General features: G+C 68.4%; 20 protein-coding genes. 7 read left to right on the top strand and 13 right to left on the bottom strand.

Features of this window, described 5'->3' with window-relative positions; genetic code table 11:
* Window positions 1–69 precede the first annotated feature (69 nt).
* Complete coding sequence (locus tag AB0F51_RS34555) at window positions 70–1,053, top strand: SAM-dependent methyltransferase (protein ID WP_360286923.1); 984 nt, start codon at window positions 70–72, stop codon at window positions 1,051–1,053.
* Here AB0F51_RS34555 and AB0F51_RS34550 read toward each other — a convergent pair.
* Window positions 1,027–1,485 (bottom strand): MarR family winged helix-turn-helix transcriptional regulator, encoded by a 459-nt coding sequence (locus AB0F51_RS34550; protein WP_360287032.1) that lies wholly within the window; start codon window positions 1,483–1,485, stop codon window positions 1,027–1,029. The genes AB0F51_RS34555 and AB0F51_RS34550 overlap by 27 nt on opposite strands.
* Window positions 1,486–1,554: 69 nt before the next feature.
* Between AB0F51_RS34550 and AB0F51_RS34545 the strand changes: the two genes are divergently transcribed.
* Window positions 1,555–2,667, top strand: coding sequence for a nitroreductase/quinone reductase family protein (locus AB0F51_RS34545; RefSeq protein WP_360286920.1), 1,113 nt, complete (start codon window positions 1,555–1,557; stop codon window positions 2,665–2,667).
* 30 nt (window positions 2,668–2,697) lie between these two features.
* Window positions 2,698–3,180, top strand: a complete 483-nt coding sequence (locus AB0F51_RS34540) for an AAA family ATPase (protein ID WP_360286916.1) — start codon at window positions 2,698–2,700, stop codon at window positions 3,178–3,180.
* A 69-nt stretch (window positions 3,181–3,249) separates the two neighbouring features.
* Here the strand turns inward: AB0F51_RS34540 and rpmB are convergent, their stop codons facing one another.
* The 5 genes from rpmB to AB0F51_RS34515 all read right to left on the bottom strand — a co-directional run bounded on the left by rpmB (window position 3,250) and on the right by AB0F51_RS34515 (window position 8,733).
* Window positions 3,250–3,471: a 50S ribosomal protein L28 gene (gene rpmB, locus AB0F51_RS34535; RefSeq protein ID WP_360286914.1), complete on the bottom strand. Its 222-nt coding sequence runs from the start codon at window positions 3,469–3,471 to the stop codon at window positions 3,250–3,252.
* Window positions 3,472–3,544: 73 nt separating this feature from the next.
* Window positions 3,545–5,539, bottom strand: coding sequence for an aldo/keto reductase (locus AB0F51_RS34530; protein ID WP_360286912.1), 1,995 nt, complete (start codon window positions 5,537–5,539; stop codon window positions 3,545–3,547).
* Between the two features lie 30 nt (window positions 5,540–5,569).
* Window positions 5,570–6,397 carry a carbohydrate ABC transporter permease gene (locus AB0F51_RS34525; protein ID WP_360286909.1) on the bottom strand — a complete coding sequence of 276 codons (828 nt, stop codon included), beginning with the start codon at window positions 6,395–6,397 and terminating at the stop codon, window positions 5,570–5,572.
* Window positions 6,387–7,448: a sugar ABC transporter permease gene (locus tag AB0F51_RS34520; protein ID WP_360286906.1), complete on the bottom strand. Its 1,062-nt coding sequence runs from the start codon at window positions 7,446–7,448 to the stop codon at window positions 6,387–6,389. Before AB0F51_RS34520 ends, AB0F51_RS34525 begins: the two co-directional genes overlap by 11 nt.
* A gap of 1 nt (window position 7,449) precedes the next feature.
* Window positions 7,450–8,733, bottom strand: a complete 1,284-nt coding sequence (locus tag AB0F51_RS34515; RefSeq protein WP_360286903.1) for an ABC transporter substrate-binding protein — start codon at window positions 8,731–8,733, stop codon at window positions 7,450–7,452.
* A gap of 188 nt (window positions 8,734–8,921) precedes the next feature.
* On the opposite strand from AB0F51_RS34515, the gene AB0F51_RS34510 reads away from it, so the two are divergent.
* Entirely contained in the window at window positions 8,922–9,548 is a 627-nt protein-coding gene (locus AB0F51_RS34510) for an HAD-IA family hydrolase (protein ID WP_360286901.1), read from the top strand.
* On the opposite strand, the gene AB0F51_RS34505 is transcribed toward AB0F51_RS34510, so the two are convergent.
* Window positions 9,475–10,650 carry an MFS transporter gene (locus tag AB0F51_RS34505; RefSeq protein ID WP_360286898.1) on the bottom strand — a complete coding sequence of 392 codons (1,176 nt, stop codon included), beginning with the start codon at window positions 10,648–10,650 and terminating at the stop codon, window positions 9,475–9,477. The two genes, AB0F51_RS34510 and AB0F51_RS34505, sit on opposite strands and share 74 nt — an antisense overlap.
* Window positions 10,647–11,279, bottom strand: a complete 633-nt coding sequence (locus AB0F51_RS34500) for an HAD-IA family hydrolase (protein WP_360286896.1) — start codon at window positions 11,277–11,279, stop codon at window positions 10,647–10,649. Before AB0F51_RS34500 ends, AB0F51_RS34505 begins: the two co-directional genes overlap by 4 nt.
* Window positions 11,280–11,344: 65 nt before the next feature.
* Between AB0F51_RS34500 and AB0F51_RS34495 the strand changes: the two genes are divergently transcribed.
* Window positions 11,345–12,529 carry an ROK family transcriptional regulator gene (locus AB0F51_RS34495; RefSeq protein ID WP_360286893.1) on the top strand — a complete coding sequence of 395 codons (1,185 nt, stop codon included), beginning with the start codon at window positions 11,345–11,347 and terminating at the stop codon, window positions 12,527–12,529.
* On the opposite strand, the gene AB0F51_RS34490 is transcribed toward AB0F51_RS34495, so the two are convergent.
* From AB0F51_RS34490 to AB0F51_RS34480, 3 genes are read right to left on the bottom strand one after another with little or no spacing between them, the layout of a single operon-like run.
* Window positions 12,505–13,152: a DinB family protein gene (locus tag AB0F51_RS34490; protein ID WP_360286890.1), complete on the bottom strand. Its 648-nt coding sequence runs from the start codon at window positions 13,150–13,152 to the stop codon at window positions 12,505–12,507. The genes AB0F51_RS34495 and AB0F51_RS34490 overlap by 25 nt on opposite strands.
* A complete protein-coding gene (thiD, locus tag AB0F51_RS34485; protein WP_360286888.1) occupies window positions 13,149–13,964 on the bottom strand; it encodes a bifunctional hydroxymethylpyrimidine kinase/phosphomethylpyrimidine kinase in 816 nt (271 codons plus the stop codon). The genes AB0F51_RS34490 and thiD overlap by 4 nt, the downstream gene beginning before the upstream one ends.
* Window positions 13,965–14,024: 60 nt before the next feature.
* Window positions 14,025–14,987, bottom strand: a complete 963-nt coding sequence (locus tag AB0F51_RS34480; protein WP_360286886.1) for a thiamine-phosphate kinase — start codon at window positions 14,985–14,987, stop codon at window positions 14,025–14,027.
* Window positions 14,988–15,190: 203 nt separating this feature from the next.
* Between AB0F51_RS34480 and AB0F51_RS34475 the strand changes: the two genes are divergently transcribed.
* On the top strand, window positions 15,191–15,424 hold the full coding sequence (locus AB0F51_RS34475) for an Lrp/AsnC ligand binding domain-containing protein (protein ID WP_041290445.1): 234 nt from the start codon (window positions 15,191–15,193) through the stop codon (window positions 15,422–15,424).
* Window positions 15,403–15,924 carry a DUF3515 domain-containing protein gene (locus AB0F51_RS34470; protein ID WP_360286884.1) on the top strand — a complete coding sequence of 174 codons (522 nt, stop codon included), beginning with the start codon at window positions 15,403–15,405 and terminating at the stop codon, window positions 15,922–15,924. The genes AB0F51_RS34475 and AB0F51_RS34470 overlap by 22 nt, the downstream gene beginning before the upstream one ends.
* Window positions 15,925–15,940: 16 nt before the next feature.
* On the opposite strand, the gene AB0F51_RS34465 is transcribed toward AB0F51_RS34470, so the two are convergent.
* Together AB0F51_RS34465 and AB0F51_RS34460 are read right to left on the bottom strand one after the other, a co-directional pair.
* The gene (locus AB0F51_RS34465; RefSeq protein WP_360286881.1) at window positions 15,941–17,074 is read right to left on the bottom strand and encodes a D-alanine--D-alanine ligase family protein; all 1,134 of its coding nucleotides are present in this window, start codon (window positions 17,072–17,074) and stop codon (window positions 15,941–15,943) included.
* A gap of 47 nt (window positions 17,075–17,121) precedes the next feature.
* On the bottom strand, window positions 17,122–18,363 hold the full coding sequence (locus tag AB0F51_RS34460) for a cytochrome P450 (RefSeq protein ID WP_360286879.1): 1,242 nt from the start codon (window positions 18,361–18,363) through the stop codon (window positions 17,122–17,124).
* Between the last annotated feature and the right edge of the window lie 22 nt (window positions 18,364–18,385).

Below are 18,385 nucleotides of genomic sequence, written 5' to 3'. Positions count from 1 at the left end.
AAGGCTAACGGGTCCGGCCGCGCGGCATCCGGCCGCTTACTATGTGGCGTGCTCGCTTCGCTCTTCTCGGTGGCTACCGACAGCTATGACGTGGCGGTCCGGGAGATCAGGGACGAGTTCGGGCCGCGGGTGAAGATCGAGCGGGTCAGCGGCGACCTCGGCCGGATCACCGAGAGCGGGCCGCCGATCGAGGAGCTGGCCGCCGCCTGTGGGGACGGGCGGATCATGTTCATCCGCCACCTGACCGCGGAGCTGGCGAGTTTTCCGGTCAGCGAGGTGCCGCCGCCGCACGAGCTGACCGAGTTGATCCTGGCCGAACTGCCGCGCCACCCGCAGGCACTCGCAGTACAGACGTGGACCGATGGGCCCAGTAGCGGTGGGTCGTACTACCACCTGCTGGCCGACGGCCTGGTCGCCCGCGGGATCGAGGTCAGTCGGGCCGGTCAGGAGGTTGTCGTCTCCTGCTTCGCGTCGAAGAAGAACGTGCTGATCGGCCTCAACCGGCTGGAGCACAGCCTGTCGGACTGGCCGGGAGGGCGGATGCGGCTGGCCCGGTCGGACGAGCGGGTGTCGCGGTCGGAGTTCAAGCTGGAAGAGGCGATCCAGACCTTCGACCTGCGGTTGCCCGACGGCGGCAAGGCGCTCGACCTGGGTGCCAGCCCGGGCGGCTGGACGAGGATCCTGCGCCAGCACGGCCAGGAGGTCTGGTCGGTCGATCCCGGCGAGCTCGACCGCCGGGTAGCGGCCGACCGTGGCGTGCATCATGTGGCCACGACGGCCGGCGAGTTCTTCCGCCGCAACCAGGTCCGGTTCGACGTGGTGGTGAACGACATGCGGATGGACCAGGTCCTGAGCGCCCGGGTGATGGTGGACGCCGTCCCGCACCTGCGCAGCGGCGCCCTCGCGATCGTCACCCTCAAGGGCGGCGGCCGAAACCCCCTCGACGCGGCCCGCCGCGGCCTGGACGTCCTCCGCAAGCAGTACGACGTACTGACGGCCCGCCAGCTCCACCACAACCGCAACGAACTAACGGTCGTCGCCCGGGCTCGCTGACCCGGCGCTCAGCAGTTCGGTCAGCAGCCGGCGGAGTTCCGCGTGGCCGTCGGCCCCGAGGACCTGATCGATCCGGCGCTCGATGCCCTTGATGGTCGCGATGCCCGCGGCGATGCACTCGTGGCCGCGCGGGGTCAGCATGATCAGCTTCGCCCGCCGGTCGGTCGGGTCCGGCCGTCGCTCGACGTACCCAAGCTCCTCCAGCTCGTCGACGAGCTCCCCCATCGCCTGCGGAGTCATGTTCGCCCCGCGGGCCAGCGTGCTGAGGCGGCTGCCGTCCGGGCTGATCTGGGCGAACACCGCGGAGTGGGACGGCTTCTGCGGGTAGCCCGCACCGACCACTCCGTCGACGATCTGGAACCCGAGCAGGCTGTACGCCTGACCGAGCATCGCGACCGTGTTCCGCGCCTGCTCAGGAAGGTCTTGTGCCATCACCACTTGATCAAGTATACCTGATTATCAGGGTTACCTGATAAAAACGAGCGCCACAGGAGGCGCGCCATGACAAGCAGCACACTCAGGCCTGAGCAAAACCCGGCGACCGCGGCCCGCACCGAGGAGATGGTGGTCATCCACCGCATCTTCCGCCGCGGCTTCCCGGAGATCGCGAGACTGGTACGGCGCACCCCGCCGTCGGCCACCGCGCGCGCCCGGGCGATCGCCGCGCATCTCGACTTCCTCCTCACCTCGCTGCACCATCACCACACCGGCGAGGACGAGAACCTCTGGCCCCTCCTCCTCGAGCGCGCCGCGCCGCAGGCGGAGCTGATCGACCGGATGGAGAAGCAGCACGCAACGGTGGCCGACAGGTCGGCGAAGGTGCGAATCGAGCTGGAGGCCTGGCGGGTGGCGCCGGCCCACGGCGAGGCGCTGGCGACGGCTCTGGACGACTTCGCCGACGCCCTGGTGGAGCACCTGGACGACGAGGAGGCCCACGTCGTCCCGCTGCTCCGAGCGCACATCACGGCCGACGAGTGGCGGCGGTTCGGCGAGGCGACGTTCGAGAAGTTCACGAACGCGGAGAAGCTGATCGCCACCGGCACCCTCGAGGAGGTTGCGACCCCGGAGGAGCAGGAGTGGTTCATCGGCGGCCTGCCGCTCCCGATCAAGGTGATGTGGCGCCTGGTCGGCCGGCGCCGCTACCGCCGGTACGTCACCCGCGTCCGCGGCGCCTCGAGCCTGGGCCCGGTACTCCGCAGAGTCGCCCGGACCGGCAACCAGCTCGCCGGCGGACTGTATCGCCGCTCATCAGGGCGGATCGGCGGAACAGCCAAAGGCCTCCCGGTGATGCTGATCACCGTGCCCGGCCGCAGGACCGGCACCCCCCACACCGCGCCGGTCGCGTACTTCGAGGACAACGGCCGCTACATCGTCACCGGCTCCGCAGGCGGGACCAAGGCCGACCCCCAGTGGTTCCGCAATCTCCGCGCCACCACCCGGGCACGGATCCAGATCGGTGACAACCAGTACGACGTCGAAGCCCAGGCAGCCGAAGGCGCCGACCGCGACCAGCTGTGGCAGGACATCGTGCTCGCCCGCGCGCCGTTCTTCGCGAAGTACGAGCGGAAGGCGGGCCGCGTCATCCCGGTGGCTGTGCTCTCGCCCCTGCCCTGAAGGAGGGTGGCGCCCGCCTAGGGTGCTGGGATGATCATGACTCTGCTCATCGGGTTGCCCGGGGCCGGCAAGACCACGCTGGCCAAGCAACTGGAGGTGGAGCAAGCGGCGCTCCGGTTGACACCGGACGAGTGGATGTCACCGCTCTTCAGCGCCGGCGAGCACGACGGAAGGCGCTGGGTTCTCGAGTCCGAACTGCTCTGGGGCGTAGCCGCTCGCGTGCTGACCCTGGGCGTGAACGTGATCCTCGACTACGGCTGCTGGAGCCGGGAGGAGCGGGAGTTGTTCCGCCGGAAAGCCCAGGAGCTGGGTGCGAAGACCGAGCTGATCGTCCTGCAGGCGTCGATCGACGCGCTCTGGGCGCGGCTCGAGGCCCGCAACCAGGCTGCCCCGGCCGGGACCTTCGAGATCACCCGGGCCGAGCTGGTTTCGTACGACAAGCTCTTCGAGCGGCCCACCGCGGACGAACTGGCCGGGTACGACCGGTACCGCGTGCTGGGGACACAGCAGTAGGCGCCCGGGTTGGACCCGGGCGCCACTGAGGACCTACACGGAGGGCCGGCCTGCTGGAGGCCGGAAGTTCTAGCCGACGACGCGCTGAACCTTGCCCGCCTTGATGCAGGACGTGCAGACCTTCAGCTTGACCGGCGTGCCCTTGATGACCGCGCGGATCGGCTGGATGTTGGGGTTGAACCGCCGCGACGTACGAGCCTTGACCCGACGGATCATCGCGCCCTTGCCGAGCCGGGCAACGCTGTTGCCGAACATCGGCTTCTTGTCACAAACATCGCACTTCTTAGACATGATTCTCCGTGTTTAGGGTCGAGACACCGACAGACCATGTTACACAGCGGTAGATGTGTCCACCAATTCGGTGTCAGCCGAGGTCGGCGGCCGTCAGCCAGGCCACTTCGTCGCCCGACAACTCCACCGACAGCCCCGGCAGGGAGGTCCGCGTCTCGCTGAGGTGACGCGGGCCGATCAGCGGGAACACCGGGTACGGCTGGTTGAGCAGCCAGGCCAGCGCGATCGCCGTCGGTTCCACACCATACTTGTCCGCCAGTTCCTGCGCACGCCGCAGCCGCTCGAAGTTGCCGTCGGAGTAGAAGCAGCGCACCAGCTCCTCGTCCGAGCGGTCCTCGGGCTTGGCCCGGCCGGTGAAGAATCCGCGGGCCTGGCTGGACCACGGGAACAGCGCCACCTGCCGGTCCCGCAGCCACGCCTGCGACTCGTCGTCGCTGACGTGCCGGCAACCGGCCCACGGTACGTCGTACGCCCGGGCCAGGCTGAGGTGGTTGCTCAGCAGCGTGAACGCCTGCTTGCCGTTGGCCGCGGCGTACGCGTTGGCCTCGTCGAAGCGCGCGGTGGACCAGTTCGAGCCGCCGAACGCCTTCATCCGCCCGGCCCGGAAGTGCTCGTCCAGTACGTCCACGAACTCCCCGACCGGGATGTCCTCGTTGTCCCGGTGCATCAGGTAGAGGTCGACGTGATCGGTCTGCAGCCGCTCCAGCGACTCGTTCAGCTGCCGGGTGATCGACTCCGGGTCGCAGTACGGCGTGTGCGCGCCCTTCCCGATCACCACGACCTCATCGCGGTTGCCGCGCGACGTGATCCACTGGCCGAGCAACTTCTCACCGCGTCCGCCGCCGTAGATGTAGGCCGTGTCGAACGTCGTCCCACCGCGCTCGACGAAGTCGTCGAACATCATCGCGGCGTGCGGCAGCGTCTGCTGGTTGTCGACGCCCATCACCAGCCGCGACACCTGCTTGTCGAGACCGGGCACCTTGCCGTACGTCATCGGAGCGTCCTCACGGCGGGCCAGCGGCCGCCCGGTCGCGGTCGGGATCAGTACGTCGTCCCGCTCGCTCGCGTACTGCTGCCCGATCGCCTTCCGCCAGGCGTCCTGTACTTCGAGGTTGCCCAGCGTGTCGGCCCAGGTCATCTCCGGCGCCTGCCGCTGCTCTATCGCGGCGGCGACCGCGTCGGCCTCCGCGGTGTAGATGAAGGCCGGCTCCGCGGAGATGTCCCGCGGCTCCTCCCCCACCTTGTGCAGCGTCACGTGGGTCGGCTTGCCGTCACCGGCGAACCACGGGTCCTCGATGACGAGGTACCCCTCGCTGCCGAGCACCCGGACCCGGTTCTCGTCACCGAGCCGGACACCGGTGCTGACCTGGGCGGTCATCCCGCTGTCGAAGAAGAGCGTCGCGACCGACCACTCGTCGGCACCGGTCTCCCCGACCTGGCCGACGGCGGTCACCGCCGCGGGTTCGGCGTACGGCGCTCCGATGGCAGCGCCGGCGATCAGGCGCGCCATCGAGACCGGGTACCCGCCGACGTCGAGGATGCCACCGCCGGCCAGTTCGTCGGCGAAGATCCGGCTCTCGGGGTTGAACGAGGCCTGGAAGGCGAACGACGCCTGGATCTGGTGCACCTTGCCGATCGCGCCGTCGCGGACCAGCTGGGCGACCAGCTTGGTCTGCGGCAGGCAGCGGTACATGTACGCCTCCATCAGGAAGACGTCGTTGCGGATCGCCGCCTCGATCATGGTGGCGGCCCAGGCGCGGTTGATCGCGAGCGGCTTCTCGCAGAGCACGTGCTTGCCGGCCTCCGCGGCCTTGATCGCCCACTCGGGATGCAGCGGGTGCGGGGTGGCGATATAGACGGCGTCGACGGCCTCGTCGGCGAGCAGTTCGTCGTACGACGCGTGCCGGTGCGGGATGTCGTACTTGTCACCGAACGCGTCGGCCGACGTCTGGCTGCGGCTACCGACCGCTGCCAGTACGCCGGTGGCCGAGGCCGGGACCTGACTGGCGAACCGGGACGCGATGTTGCCGGTCCCCAGAATTCCCCAGCGGAGCTTGCTGTTCTGCACAGAGGTTCCCCTCATCGTGTGCGGTCAGGGTCAGAACTTCATGGCGCCGGCGGCGATGTCGGCGATGAAGTGGCGGCCACCGATCAGGAAGACGCCGATCAACGGAACCACACTCATGAGGGCTCCCGCCATCACCATGCTGTAGTCGGTTCCGTAGATGCCGTTCAACTGCTGCAGCGCGACCTGCAAGGTGAGCCGGTTGGGATCCGTCATCACGATCAACGGCCACAGGTAGTCGTTCCAGACGTTGATGAAGGTGAAGATGCCCAGGAACGCCAGGCCGGGGCGCAGTACCGGCAGGCCGACGGTGACGTACTGCCGGAAGAAGCCCGCCCCGTCCACCTTGGCGGCCGAGATCAGCTCGTCGGGGATCGCGCCCTTGGCGTACTGGCGCATCCAGAAGATCCCGAACGCGTTCGCGGCGCCGGGGATGATCAGCGCCTTCAGCGACCCGATCCAGCCGAACTCGGCCAGCGTCACGAACTGCGGCACCAGCGCCAGCTGGGACGGGATCATGAAGGTCGCCAGCAGCAGCCCGAACAGGAAGTTGCGCCCCGGGAACTCGTACTTCGCGAACGCGAACGCGGCCAGCGAGTCGAAGAACAGCACCAGCACGGTGACGCCCAGACTGGCGGCCAGCGTGAGCAGCATCGAGCCGAAGAAGTCGATGTTGTCCAGCACCTTGCCCATGTTCTCGAACAGGTGCGAGCCGACCATCAGCTTCGGTGGGTAGGCGAAGATGTCCGGCGTGGTGTTCGAGGCCATCACCAGCATCCAGTAGAACGGGAAGATCGAGACCAGCACGCCGAACATCAGCACGACGTGACCGACGACGGTACGGAGTTTTTCAGTGCGCATCGGCGTGCTCCTTTCCTGCCTCAGCCAGGTCCCTGTCGTTGGCCACCTGCTCGGCGGCGATCTTGCGCTGCACCCGGCGGGCCGCCCGCCTGGTGATCCGTTCGTCGTCGTTGCCACCGATCAGGCGCCAGTTGATGATCGAGAACAAGACGATCAGGATGAACAGCGCCCAGCCGATCGCGGCGCCGTAGCCGAACTGGTTGGAGCCGAACGCGTTGTCGTACAGGTAGGAGACGATGGTCAGCCCGCCGTCACCCGGCCCGCCGATCGCGCCGCTGCTGCCGAACAGCACCTGGGACTCGGTGAAGATCTGCAGGCCACCGATCGTCGAGGTGACCGCGGTGAACAGGATCACCGGGCGCAGCAACGGGACGGTGATCCGCCAGAACGTCTGCGTCGGCGAGGCACCGTCCACCTTGGCGGCCTCGTAGATGTCGGACGAGATCGCCTGCAGACCGGCCAGGAAGATGATCGCGTTGTAGCCGGTCCACCGCCAGGCCACGATGGTCGCGATGGCGACCTTGATGCCCCACGGCTGGCTCAGCCACTCGATCTTGTCCAGCCCGATCGACTGCAGGAACGCGTTCAGCAGGCCGAAGTTGTTGCTGAAGATCGAGCCGAACACCATCGTCACCGCGACCACCGAGGTGATGTTCGGGATGAAGTAGGCGATCCGGTAGAAGCTGCGGAACCGCGTCGCGTTGTGCAGCGCGTTCGCGATCACCAGGGCCAGCAGCAGCATCGGCACGGTCGAGATCACCCAGATCAGCAGGGTGTTGGTGATCGACTTCCAGAACGTCGGATCGGTGAGCAGGTAGCTGTACTGCTCCAGCCCGACCCACTTCATCGTGCCGATCCCGTCCCAGGCGTGGAACGACAGCCAGATCGAGAAGAACACCGGGAACGCGCCGAAGATCGCGAACAGGATGAAGAACGGCGACACCGCGGCGTACTGCGGCAGTGCCTGGCGGATCTTGTTGGGCGGCTTGTCCGGCGCCGGGTCCTTGGTGGTCACCGCGGCCGTACTGCGTACTGCGTCGCTGACGGCCATCTCAGATCGCCCCCGCCCGGGTGAGTTCGCGGTCGATCTGGTGCTGCGCGTCCTTCCAGGCCTGGTCGGAGGTCTTGCTGCCGATCTCCACGTTGACCAACTCCGCACTCAACGGCTTGTTGATGATCGAGTCGTACGGGCTGAAGTACGCACCCGGGTACTTCTTCGCGGATTCGGCGAACACGTCGACGATCTTCTGGCCACCGAAGAACGGGTCCGGAGCTGCCAGCCGGGGATCGGTGTAGCTGGCCGGAGTGGAGGGGAAGAGAACCGGGTCGAGGAAGGACTGGGCCTGGTTCTTCGCAGACTCCAGCCAGGTGATGAAGGCGAAGGCGGCCTGCGGATCCTTGCAGTACTTGGTGATCGCGAGGAACGAGCCGCCCCGGTTGCCCGGACCGCCGGGCGACGGCGTGACCCGCCAGAGGCCCTTCGTCTTCGGCGCGGCGTTCTTCGGTCCCAACTGGGCCCACCAGACCGCGCCGATGAAGGCCGCCAGCCGGCCGTTCGTGACCACGGCGTTGGCATCGGTGCTGCCTTGCTGCGCGTTGGCCGACAGGCCTTCCTTGACCACGCGGACGGCCAGGTCCCAGGCCTTCCTGATGTGGTCACCATTGCCGATGTAGCGGCCGTCGGCAGTCATGTAGCGCTGCGGCATCTGGGCCAGCGCATAGGCATAGACCGAGGTGATGTTGTCGGTGATCGCCGAACCGCGCACCGCCTTGTTGAGCTTCTTGCCGAGCTGGATGTAGCTATCCCAGTCGGGCGCGGCAGCGGCCACGTCCTGCGGCTCGGTCGGCAGGCCGGCCTTCTCGAAGATGTCCCGGCGGTAGAACAGGGCGGTCGGCCCGGTGTCCATCGGATAGGCCATCATCCGGTTCTCCGGGGTGATGCCGAGCTTCCACTTCCACTCCAGGAAGTCGGCCTTGAACTTGTCCGCGCCGAGCTCGTGCAGGTCGTGGAACTGGTCGGCGTTCGGGAAGTAGGTGGCGACGTCGTCGTTGATCGCGATGATGTCGGGGACCATCGACTTGCCGGCCAGCGAGGTCAGCACCTTGGTCTTGTAGTCGCCGCCGATCCGGGTCATCGAGAGCTGCTTGCCGCCGCCACCGGGGATGGACTTCTCGGCCTCGGCGATCAGGGCGTCGTTGACCGAGCCGGTCCAGGTCCACATGCTCAGCTGGTTGGCGCCGCCGAGCGAACCAGGGGATCCACATCCGGTCAGTCCGGCCGCCGCGGCACTCGCCCCGGCGCCGAGCACCAGGAACCGCCTGCGTGTCACTGCCATGAACCGCCTCACCTACACCTTCGCGTCGCTACCGGGAGGGGGAGTACAGATGTTCATTTCCGCGAGAACGTGTCGACAAATGTTCAGCAAGGGTCTAGGTAAGCGCATACCAACTGAACCGGTCAAGGGGTCATCCCACCTCCCAGCCCGGGCGGAGCCGACTGGTACGGAACTGACAGGATGGCGCCATGCCGACGATCGATACCGTCCTGTTCGACGCCGACGGAGTCATCCAGCAAGGCACCAGCGACTGGCGGGGGACGCTGTCCTCGTACGTCGAACCGGCCGAGGCCGAGGAGTTCATCCTCGACCTGATGGCCTCGGAGGCTCCGACGCTCACCGGCAAGGGTGACTTCCGCGAAGCGCTGGCCGAGGTGCTCCAGCGCTGGTCCTCGACCGGCACCCTCGAGGAGGTGCTGCAGCTGTGGCACCAGTTCGAGGCCGACCCCGTTGTGGTCGGCTGGATCCAGGAGCTCCGGGCCGCCGGGATCGGGTGCCATCTCGCCACCAACCAGCAGACCTACCGGCGAGCGATCATGCACGACGAGCGCCGGTACGGCGACTGGTTCGACCAGACCTTCTACTCCTGCGACCTCGGCCTGGCCAAACCCGATCCGGCGTACTTCACCGCGATCCTGACCGCCGTCGACCGGCCGGGCACCTCGACGCTGTTCATCGACGACAACCAGGCCAACATCGACGGCGCCCGCAGCGCGGGCCTGCACGCCGAGCTCTACGACCTCAGCGAAGGGCACGAGGTGCTGCGTGATCTCCTGGCGAAGTACGGACTGAAAGTGGCCTCAGCGGCCGGCTGATGGCGAAGAGGATCGCCAGTAGCGGGAGGGTGATCAGGAACGCGGTTCGCAGGTCGACGACCCGGGTGAGGCCGGCGAGGATGGCTGGTGCCGACAGGATCGCCGCACCGGAAGCGGCGGCTCCGAGTGCTGCCAGGCGGGCTGGGCTGAGGCCCGGGGTGGCGACCAGGGCAGCCACCGTCATGGGGTAGAGCGGCGCGATGCCGATCCCCGCGATCACCAGGCCGACCGTCACCACGGCCGGTCCGTCGAACAGGCTGACCAGCAGGGTGCCTCCCATCGCCAGTACGCCGGCCGGGACCAGCGGCGACCAGTCGCGGAGGCGCAGCGGGCCTATCGCCCGGCCCACCGCCATCCCGATCGGGAACGCGCTGCCCAGCAGGGCGGCCGTTGCCATCGGCAACCCAGTGGTGACCAGCCGCGCCACAGCCCAGACGACAAAGCAGAACTCCACGGCCACCGCGAGCACGACCCGAAGCCAGCCTCTGGCCACCTGCAGCACGACCAGTCCGCCGCTGGCTGCTTGCTGATGAGTCGCCGCGGGCCGAGCGAAGACAGCCAAGGCCAGGAGCGGCGGCGCTGCGGCCAGCATCGCCAGCCGCCCGGTGGCGCCGAGGGCGTCAACCGCGCCGATTGCCAGCGGGGCCAGGATGCCCGTCGCGCTCGCGAACGCATTGACCTTGGTGAGCCGCACCGCGGCTGTCGGACCACTCAGCAGCAGCGGCGCAATCAGGATCAGCAGGGCTCCCCCAAGCCCGACACACAACCCGCCACCGATCGCGACGACGTACTGCGGAGCAATCGCGATCAGCACTCCACCGAGCGCGCAGACGATCGACCCCACTCGCAGTACGACGCTGATGGTGAACGTCCTGAGCACCACCGGCCCGACCACCGCAACGACCAGCAACCCCACCGCGAACGCCGACGGCAGCAACGCCAGCCGCTCCGCGGGCAGGTCGAGATCCCGGGCCAGGACCGCGACGCAAGCCCCGAGCCCGGCCAGCAGGAACCCCAAGGCCCCCAACGCAACCCCGATCTCCACCTCCTCCCGCCGGCTGCTGTGCGCCCGCGGATCGGTTTCGATCGGCTGGTTGGTCACTCCCCCGACCGGTTCAGCAGAGACCGGTTCAGCAGAGTCACGAGGTCGTGCAGGTCGCGGAGCTTGAAATCACCGTCGAGGCCTTTGAGCGCGGCGGTCCGAGCACCTGCCGCTCGACCGGCGGCCAGTCCCACTTCGGCGTCTTCGACGACCAGGCAGTACTGCGGATCGACGTCGAGCAACTCGGCAGCGCGAAGGTAGCCCTCCGGGTCGGGCTTGCCCCGGCTGATGTCCTCGATCGTCACCAGCAGCGGCGGGTCGATACCTGCCGCGCCGAGACGCGCTTTCGCGAGCCGAAGGTCAGCGCTCGTCACAACTGCCCACGGAAGGCCGTCGAGCGCAGCCAGTACTTCGAACGCACCGGGCGCCGCGACGACATCGGACAGATCGTCGTACTGCAGCTCCAACTGCCGGGCCGCGGCCGTCGACCGGGCCACCTCGTCGAACCCCGGCAGCATCCGGTCGACCGTCGACTCGGCGGGCGCGCCGTGCGCCTGCGACAGCACCTCGGCAGCAGATACGCCGTACTCCGAGGCCCACGTCGTCCACGCGCGCTCGACAGACGCGTCCGAGGTGACCAGAGTGCCGTCCATGTCGAACAACACGGCCTGCAGTTCCCGCAAGTCCATCGATCCTCCATTAAACTCGTTCTCCGAGGATAAACCTGATACACCCCAGGTCAGCAAGAGGTGAAGTGAAACCAGTGCAGCGGCGAGGGCAGTGGCAGACGGCTGCGGACGTCCTGACCCGGGTCGCCCGGCAGCCCGGGATCACCCGAGCCGCCGTGGCCAAGGAACTCCGGTTGAGCACCAGCACGACCACCGAGGTCACCGCTCGTCTCCGCGACCTGCAGCTCTTGACCGAGACCCCGGCGCCGAGCCAGGGCCGTGGGCGGCCGACGACAGTACTGCGCCCGCATCCGCGGGGTCCGGTGGTCCTCGCAGTGGAGTTGCGGCAAGCGGGTTGGCAGAGCGCAGTGGTGTCGCTGGACGGCGTACTGACCGACCGGCGGTCCAAGAGCCACCGCCGCCGGCCGGACGCAGTACTGGCTGCTCTTCGGGCTGTTGTTGAGGACGCCAGAGCGCAGTACGGCGATCGTCTGCTGGCTGTCAGCCTGGCTGCGGCGGGCACGGTCAGGGCGGGTCATCTCATGCAGGCGACGACGCTGGGGTGGGGCACTGTCGATTTGAGCCCGGTGGTGGAGGGCACTCAGTTGCCGCTGCTGGTGGGGAACGATGCGACGCTCAGTGGGGTCGCTGAGGCGCGTACGGGGGCGGCCGCCGGCGCTGGGACAGCTCTGCACCTCATTGTCGAGGTGGGAGTCGGCGGGACGCTGATACTCGACGGGAGTCCTGCCAGCGGCGCTACTGGCGCTGGAGGCGAGTACGGGCACATCCCCTTCGGAGACCGCAGGCTGTCGTGCCCGTGCGGAGCACGCGGCTGCTGGGACCTCGAGGTAGACGGCCGCGCCCTGGCCCGCCATCTCGGCGATCCAGAGCCCGAGGACCCCTACACCTACGCCGAAGCAGTCCTACAACGCGTCACAGACCCGACTGTGAAGGCGGCGGTGGACGCGGTTGTTGCTGCTTTGGCTAGTGGGATTGCTGGGCTGGTGAACGCTCACGACCCCGAGGTGGTGACGCTTGGCGGCCTGGCGATCCCGCTGCGAGCTGCCGCGCCTGCCACCTTCACCACCGCCTACGCCGAAGGCCTGATGACCTTCCACCGCGCCAGTCCGCCGCCGGTCCTCGACTCGACTCACCAGGAGACCGGCCCGCTCCGCGGCGCCGCGGCCCTCGGGTTCGACCACATCACCACCCCGGCCGCCCTGGCTGCCTGGGCGGACCGGACTACTCAGTCCCTCTCCCCCGCGACCTGATCCTCGGCGTCATCGGCCGGCCCGCTCTCGGTCTCCGCCTCCACCACAGGCTCCGGCTTGGGGGCCGGCACGATCGGCGGTTCGAGGACGGCGAGGATCTTGATGATGTCGTGGCGGTGGTGCTGGATCTCGTGCGCGGTGTGCCGGATGATCCAGCCGAGCGAGCGAGGCGCCCGGACCGGGTAGTTGTAGAGGCCGAGCTTGCCGAGCTGAGGCGGCGTGAGCACCCGCGCCGCAGCGCCGAACTCGCGGGCGAATCGCATCAGCGCGGCCGCCACCTCCATCGGGTCCTGGTCCTCGTACTTCGCCTCCTTCACCCGACCGGTCCGGTCCATCGGCGCGTACACCGGCCGGTCCTCGGCCAGGCACTGCGCGATCCGCAGCCGCTGCACCTCCAGTACGTCGCGCACGTGGCAGGCGTACTCGATCGCCGACCACACCTCCGGCTCCGGGCGGATCCGGACGACATTCGCATCGGGCCCGGCCGCCGCCTTGGTCAGCGCCATGCTGCACTCGGCCGACTGCCGGATGAGCGTCGTCACCGTGCCCTGCAGGTCACCCGTGTCGTAGTTGAAGCCGCATTCCTCACACAGTCCGTCGACCGGCGGGCGACTCTTGTTCACTCAGCACTCCTGTTTCGGAACTTCCACGCGTGATCCACCGGCCCGATCCCACCACCGAGCGCAAACCCGGCAGCCACCGCCCCACTGACGTAGTCCTTCGCGGCCCCGACAGCAGCCGGTACGTCGTACCCGCGGGCCAGGTACGACGCGATCGCACTCGCCAGCGAGCACCCCGTGCCGTGCGTGTGCCGGTTGTCCGCACGAGGCGCACTGAACTCCAGCCGTACGCCGTCCCCGTGCAACACGTCCACAGCCAACGGACCCGTGTCGTGCCCGCCCTTCACCAGCACCCACGTGGCGCCGGCATCGAGCAATACCTTGGCCGCAAGCTCGCGATCCTCGACACTGCGCAACTCGACCCCAGCCACCGGCCCCAGCTCGGTCAGATTCGGTGTCAGGACGGTCGCCAGCGGCACGATCTCCTCCCGCACCGCCACCATCGCATCCTCGGCGAGCAACGCGTCCCCGTGCTTCGACACCGACACGGGATCGACCACCACCGGTACGCCGTCCGGCAGCGTCCGCAGCAACCCGGCCACCAGCCGGACCATCGAGGCGGACGCCAGCATCCCCGTCTTCACCGCGTCGACGCCGATGTCGTCCACGACACTGCGGAACTGCGCCACCACCTGTTCCTCGGGCAGCTCCCAAGCGCCCTGCACACCCAGGCTGTTCTGGGCCGTGATCGCCGTCAGCACACTCATCCCGTGCACGCCGTTGGCCAGCATCGACTTCAGGTCGGCCTGGATCCCGGCTCCACCTCCGGAATCGGATCCGGCGACGGTAAGCACCCGCGGCGGCGCGGCGTTCATGACAGCTCCTGACAAACGATGGCGGGGGACATGGCAGGGGGCATGGCGGGGGACATGGCTTCAGCTCCGGAAGTGCGCGTGGCCGGTGACGGCCGTGTAGAGCTCGCCGTCCACGGTCACCGTGCCGGGCGGTTGCTCTTCATTGCCGACGGCAACGGTGCCGATGACGGTCCAGGTGTCCGGCACGTCGGCCGGCTCGAAGGTGCCGACCAGGGCGTGGTCCTCGCCGCCGCTCAGGACGAACGCCAGCGCGTCCGCGCCGGTCGCCGAGGCGACGGACTGGAGTGGTTCGGCGATGGTCAGCGCGGCCGAGCGGATGTCGATCCGGACCTCGCTGGCGACCGCGATGTGGGTCAGGTCGGCGATCAGCCCGTCGCTCACGTCGCACATCGACGACGCGCCGGCGATCGCGGCGCGCGGCCCTTCGGCGTACGGCGGCGCGGGGCGGCGGTGCGCCTCCACCACCGAGCGCGGGGACCGGAACCCGCGGTTGAGCACGGTGAACCCCGCCTCGGCCCAGCCCAGCCGCCCGACCACGGCGACTTCGTCGCCGGGGCGCGCGCCGGAGCGCAGTACCGGGGAACGACCGTCGAGCGAGCCGAAGGCGGTGACCGAGACGACGATCTTGTCGGACTGCACGGTGTCGCCGCCGACGATGCTCACGCCGAGCAGTTCGCACTCGTCGCCGATGCCCTGGGTGAGCTCGATCGCCCACGCGGTCGGCAGATCCGCCGGTCCGCCGAACCCGACCACCACCGAAGTCGGCCGGGCGCCCATCGCGACGATGTCGGCCAGGTTCTGCGCCGCGGCCTTGCGGCCCACGTCGTACGCCGAGGACCAGTCGCGGCGGAAGTGCCGGCCCTCCACCAGCAGGTCGGTCGTGATCACCATCCGGCCGTCCGGCACCGCCACCACGGCCGCGTCGTCACCCGGACCGACCAGGACGTCCGCACCTTGGGGAAGGCTCTTGGTGGCGGCTTGGATGAAGCCGAACTCACCGGTGCTTCCCAACGTCTCTGTCACGTCAACAGACCTCCCATATCGCTCCACGGAGTCTAAGCGTCCTGAGCCGGTCGCCACGCCGCACCGGCGACGCCCAGGCACTGGCGTGACTACCGGCTCAGGACACTAGGCGGTACGGTGACCGAGCAACGAAGAGTACGCCCGGCCGCTCTGCAGTACCGTGGCCGATGTCAGCTGAGGACGACTGAGTGGAGAACGACGTGGTGGTCCAGGCCTACATCCTGATCCAGACCGAGGTCGGCAAGGCGGCCGACGTCGCAGCGCAGATCGCCGAGGTGCAGGGCGTCACCCTGGCCGAGGACGTCACCGGTCCGTACGACGTGATCGTGCGTGCCGAGGCGCGCAACGTCGACGAACTGGGCAAGCTGGTCGTGGCGAGGGTGCAGAACGTGCCCGGTATCACCCGCACGCTGACGTGCCCCGTCGTTCACATCTGACCCCGATCACCGCCCCGAGACGCCAGCGCGTCCGCCGGAGAGCCGCCCTGGCCACTGCCTTGGCCGTGCTCTCCCCGGCCGCCCTGGCCGGCTGCACCCCCGGCCCGGCCAAGATCGCCGTCCCGTCACCCGCACCCGAGGTCGCGGACGCCTGCGCCGACCTGATCAAGGCGATGCCGGCCAAGGTGCTAGACGCCAAGCGCCGCAAAACCGACCCGGCCAGCCCACTGACCACGGCGTACGGCGACCCACCCATCGAAGTGACCTGCGGCGTCGCCACCCCGGCCGGGATGGCGGAGGCCCAGTCACAGTGCTTCGAGGTCAACGGCGTCGGCTGGTACGCAAAACAGGTGACCAACGGCTACATCTTCACCACCATCGGCCGAAAGCTCTACCTGGAACTCGCCGTCCCCAACAAATACGCGCCGGAAGCCAACGCCCTCACCGATGTCGCTGACGCCGTCAAGACCCACAACACCCTCATCACACCCTGCACCTGAACCGCGGGGGCAGGGGTCAGCGGAGGCCGGTGGGGCGGGTCATGGCTAGGGTTAGGAGCCGGTCTACTAGTTCCTTGTAGTCGATTCCTGAGGCGGCCCACAGGCGCGGGAACATGCTGGTCGGGGTGAAGCCGGGCATGGTGTTGATCTCGTTGATGACCACCTGCTGGTCCTCATCGACGAAGAAGTCGACCCGGGCCAGGCCTTCGCCCTCGATCGCGTCGAACGCGGTCAGCGCCTTCGCGCGGATCTCCGCGGCGATCGGCTCGGGCAACTCGGCCGGCACCGAGAGCGCGGTGTACTCCTCACCCTCGGGCAGGTACTTCGTCTCGAAGTCGTAGAAGTCGTGCCCGCCACCGGAGACCGAGATCTCACCGCAGACACTCGCCTCGGGGGCCCCGCCGTTGAGGCCGCCCAGTACGCCGACCTCGATCTCGCGCGGGTTCTTGGCGGACGCCTCGACGATCACCTTCGGGTCGTGCGCGCGCGCCTCGGCGACGGCCAGGTCCAGCTCGTCCAGGCTGTTCACCTTGCTGATCCCGAGGCTCGACCCGCCCCGGCTGGGCTTCACGAACACCGGGTAACCGAGCTTGTCGACCGCTTCACGGCAGGCCTGCGGGTCACGGGTCCAGTCCCGGTCCCGGATCACGACGTACGGCGTGACCTCGAGCCCGGCGGCCGCGAAGACGACCTTCATGTAGTGCTTGTCCATGCCGACCGCGCTGGCCAGTACGCCGGAGCCGACGTACCGGATGTCCGACATCTCCAGCAGGCCCTGCAGCGTGCCGTCCTCACCCCACGGGCCGTGCAGCAGCGGGAAGACCACGTCCACCTCGCCGAGCGTGGCGGGCACTTCGCCCGGCTCGGTGACGACCAGTTCGCGGTCGGCGCCGAACAGCACCGGCAGCGCCGTCACGTCGACCTCCGGGAGCTTGCCGTCGGTGATCGACAGCCGCTCCGGGTCACCGCTTTCCAGCACCCAGTGCCCACTGGTGGTGATGCCGACCGGTACGACGTCGTACTTGTCCCGGTCGATCACCTGCAGCACGTTGGCCGCGGTCACACAGGAGATGGCGTGCTCGCTCGACCGGCCACCGAAAACCACGGCGACGCGGGGCTTGCGTTTTTCTTCCCTCGAGTACTCACTCACCGGCTCGACGATAGCGCCAGTTCCGGGCGGCTTTGACCAGGGTTTAGTTAAGACCTCTTCAGATCTCGCTCCGTCACCCCTCGGTCCCAGGTCACCGGCAGCGCCTGGACGCCGTACACGAGGGTGTTGTTCTTGAACTGGAGTTGCTCGAACGGGACGGCCAGCCGCAGGGTCGGGATCCGGCGGAACAGGCGGGTGAAGACCTCGCGCAGTTCGACCCGGGCGAGTTGTTGCCCGAGGCACTGATGTGGGCCGAAACCGAAGGCCAGGTGGGCGGACGGCCGGCGGGACACGTCGAGCCGGTCCGGGTCCGGGAAGGCCGACTCGTCGCGGTTGGCCGAGGGCAGGGCGGCGATCAGGTACTCCCCCGCCTCGATCGTGCTGTCGCCGACCGGGAGGTCCTCCACCACGTGGCGGAACAGGCCGAACTGCACCACGGACAGGTAGCGCAGCAGTTCCTCCACGGCCGACGGCGCGAGGTCCGGGTTGTCGCGCAATGCGGCGAACTGTTCGGGGTTGCGCAGCAGCGCGAGCGTGCTCAGCGCAATCATGTTGGCCGTCGTCTCGTGGCCCGCGATCAGGAGCGTGATCCCGATCGTCACCAGCTCGGGCACGGTCAGCGGCCGCCCTTGCTCCTCGCCTCTGGTGATCAGCCGGGACAACAGGTCGTCCTCGCGGTGCGCAAGCTTGGCCATCACCAGCCCGGCCATGTACTGCTGCAGTTCCCCGTTGACCCGGTCAACCTCTTCTTCGGGCCGGTCGACCGCGACCAGTACTGCGCTGCGGTGCTGGAACTCGTCGCGATCGGCGTACGGAACGCCGAGCAGCTCGCAGATGACCAGCGACGGAATCGGCAGCGCGAACGCCTGGACCAGATCGACCGGCCCCTCCTCGACGGCGAGCATCGCGTCGATGTGCTCGTCGATCAACTGCTGGATCCGCGGCTGCAACGCCCGGATCCGCTTCATCGTGAACTCGCTGGTCAGCAGCCTCAGCAGATACGTGTGCTGGTCCCCGTCGTTCTGCAGGATCGACCCGGACTCCACCTCCCGCTCCAGGTTCGCCTCCGGTACGACGTGCATCGACGGCGCGACTCGCGAGCTCAGCCGGCGATCGGTCAGCACCGAGCGCACTTCGTCGTACCGGCTGAACAGCCAGGCGTCGACGCCGGCCGGAGTGGACACCTTGGTGGGGCCGTCGTCCTGCCGCAGCTCGGTGTAGCCGGTGGCCGGGTCGAAGGGGCAACCGCTCGGCCGGGTGACGGGAAAAACCTGGCGGGTCTCGGTCATCGGCAAGATCCTCGCTTCGCTG

The sequence above is a fragment of the Kribbella sp. NPDC023855 genome (assembly GCF_040639475.1).
Taxonomy (GTDB): domain Bacteria; phylum Actinomycetota; class Actinomycetes; order Propionibacteriales; family Kribbellaceae; genus Kribbella.
The sequence above is the reverse complement of the archived record's forward strand: the minus strand, read 5'-3'. Positions and strand labels throughout refer to the sequence as shown.

Excerpts from the sequence above, each read along its gene's own strand:
- AB0F51_RS34545 (WP_360286920.1), top strand. The coding sequence starts at position 1,555 with ATGACAAGCAGCACACTCAGGCCTGAGCAAAACCCGGCGACCGCGGCC.
- AB0F51_RS34525 (WP_360286909.1), bottom strand. The coding sequence starts at position 6,397 with ATGCGCACTGAAAAACTCCGTACCGTCGTCGGTCACGTCGTGCTGATG.
- AB0F51_RS34460 (WP_360286879.1), bottom strand. The coding sequence starts at position 18,363 with ATGACCGAGACCCGCCAGGTTTTTCCCGTCACCCGGCCGAGCGGTTGC.
- AB0F51_RS34500 (WP_360286896.1), bottom strand. The coding sequence starts at position 11,279 with ATGGACTTGCGGGAACTGCAGGCCGTGTTGTTCGACATGGACGGCACT.
- AB0F51_RS34520 (WP_360286906.1), bottom strand. The coding sequence starts at position 7,448 with ATGGCCGTCAGCGACGCAGTACGCAGTACGGCCGCGGTGACCACCAAG.
- AB0F51_RS34515 (WP_360286903.1), bottom strand. The coding sequence starts at position 8,733 with ATGGCAGTGACACGCAGGCGGTTCCTGGTGCTCGGCGCCGGGGCGAGT.
- thiD (WP_360286888.1), bottom strand. The coding sequence starts at position 13,964 with ATGAACGCCGCGCCGCCGCGGGTGCTTACCGTCGCCGGATCCGATTCC.
- AB0F51_RS34550 (WP_360287032.1), bottom strand. The coding sequence starts at position 1,485 with ATGGCACAAGACCTTCCTGAGCAGGCGCGGAACACGGTCGCGATGCTC.
- rpmB (WP_360286914.1), bottom strand. The coding sequence starts at position 3,471 with ATGTCTAAGAAGTGCGATGTTTGTGACAAGAAGCCGATGTTCGGCAAC.
- AB0F51_RS34510 (WP_360286901.1), top strand. The coding sequence starts at position 8,922 with ATGCCGACGATCGATACCGTCCTGTTCGACGCCGACGGAGTCATCCAG.
- AB0F51_RS34540 (WP_360286916.1), top strand. The coding sequence starts at position 2,698 with ATGATCATGACTCTGCTCATCGGGTTGCCCGGGGCCGGCAAGACCACG.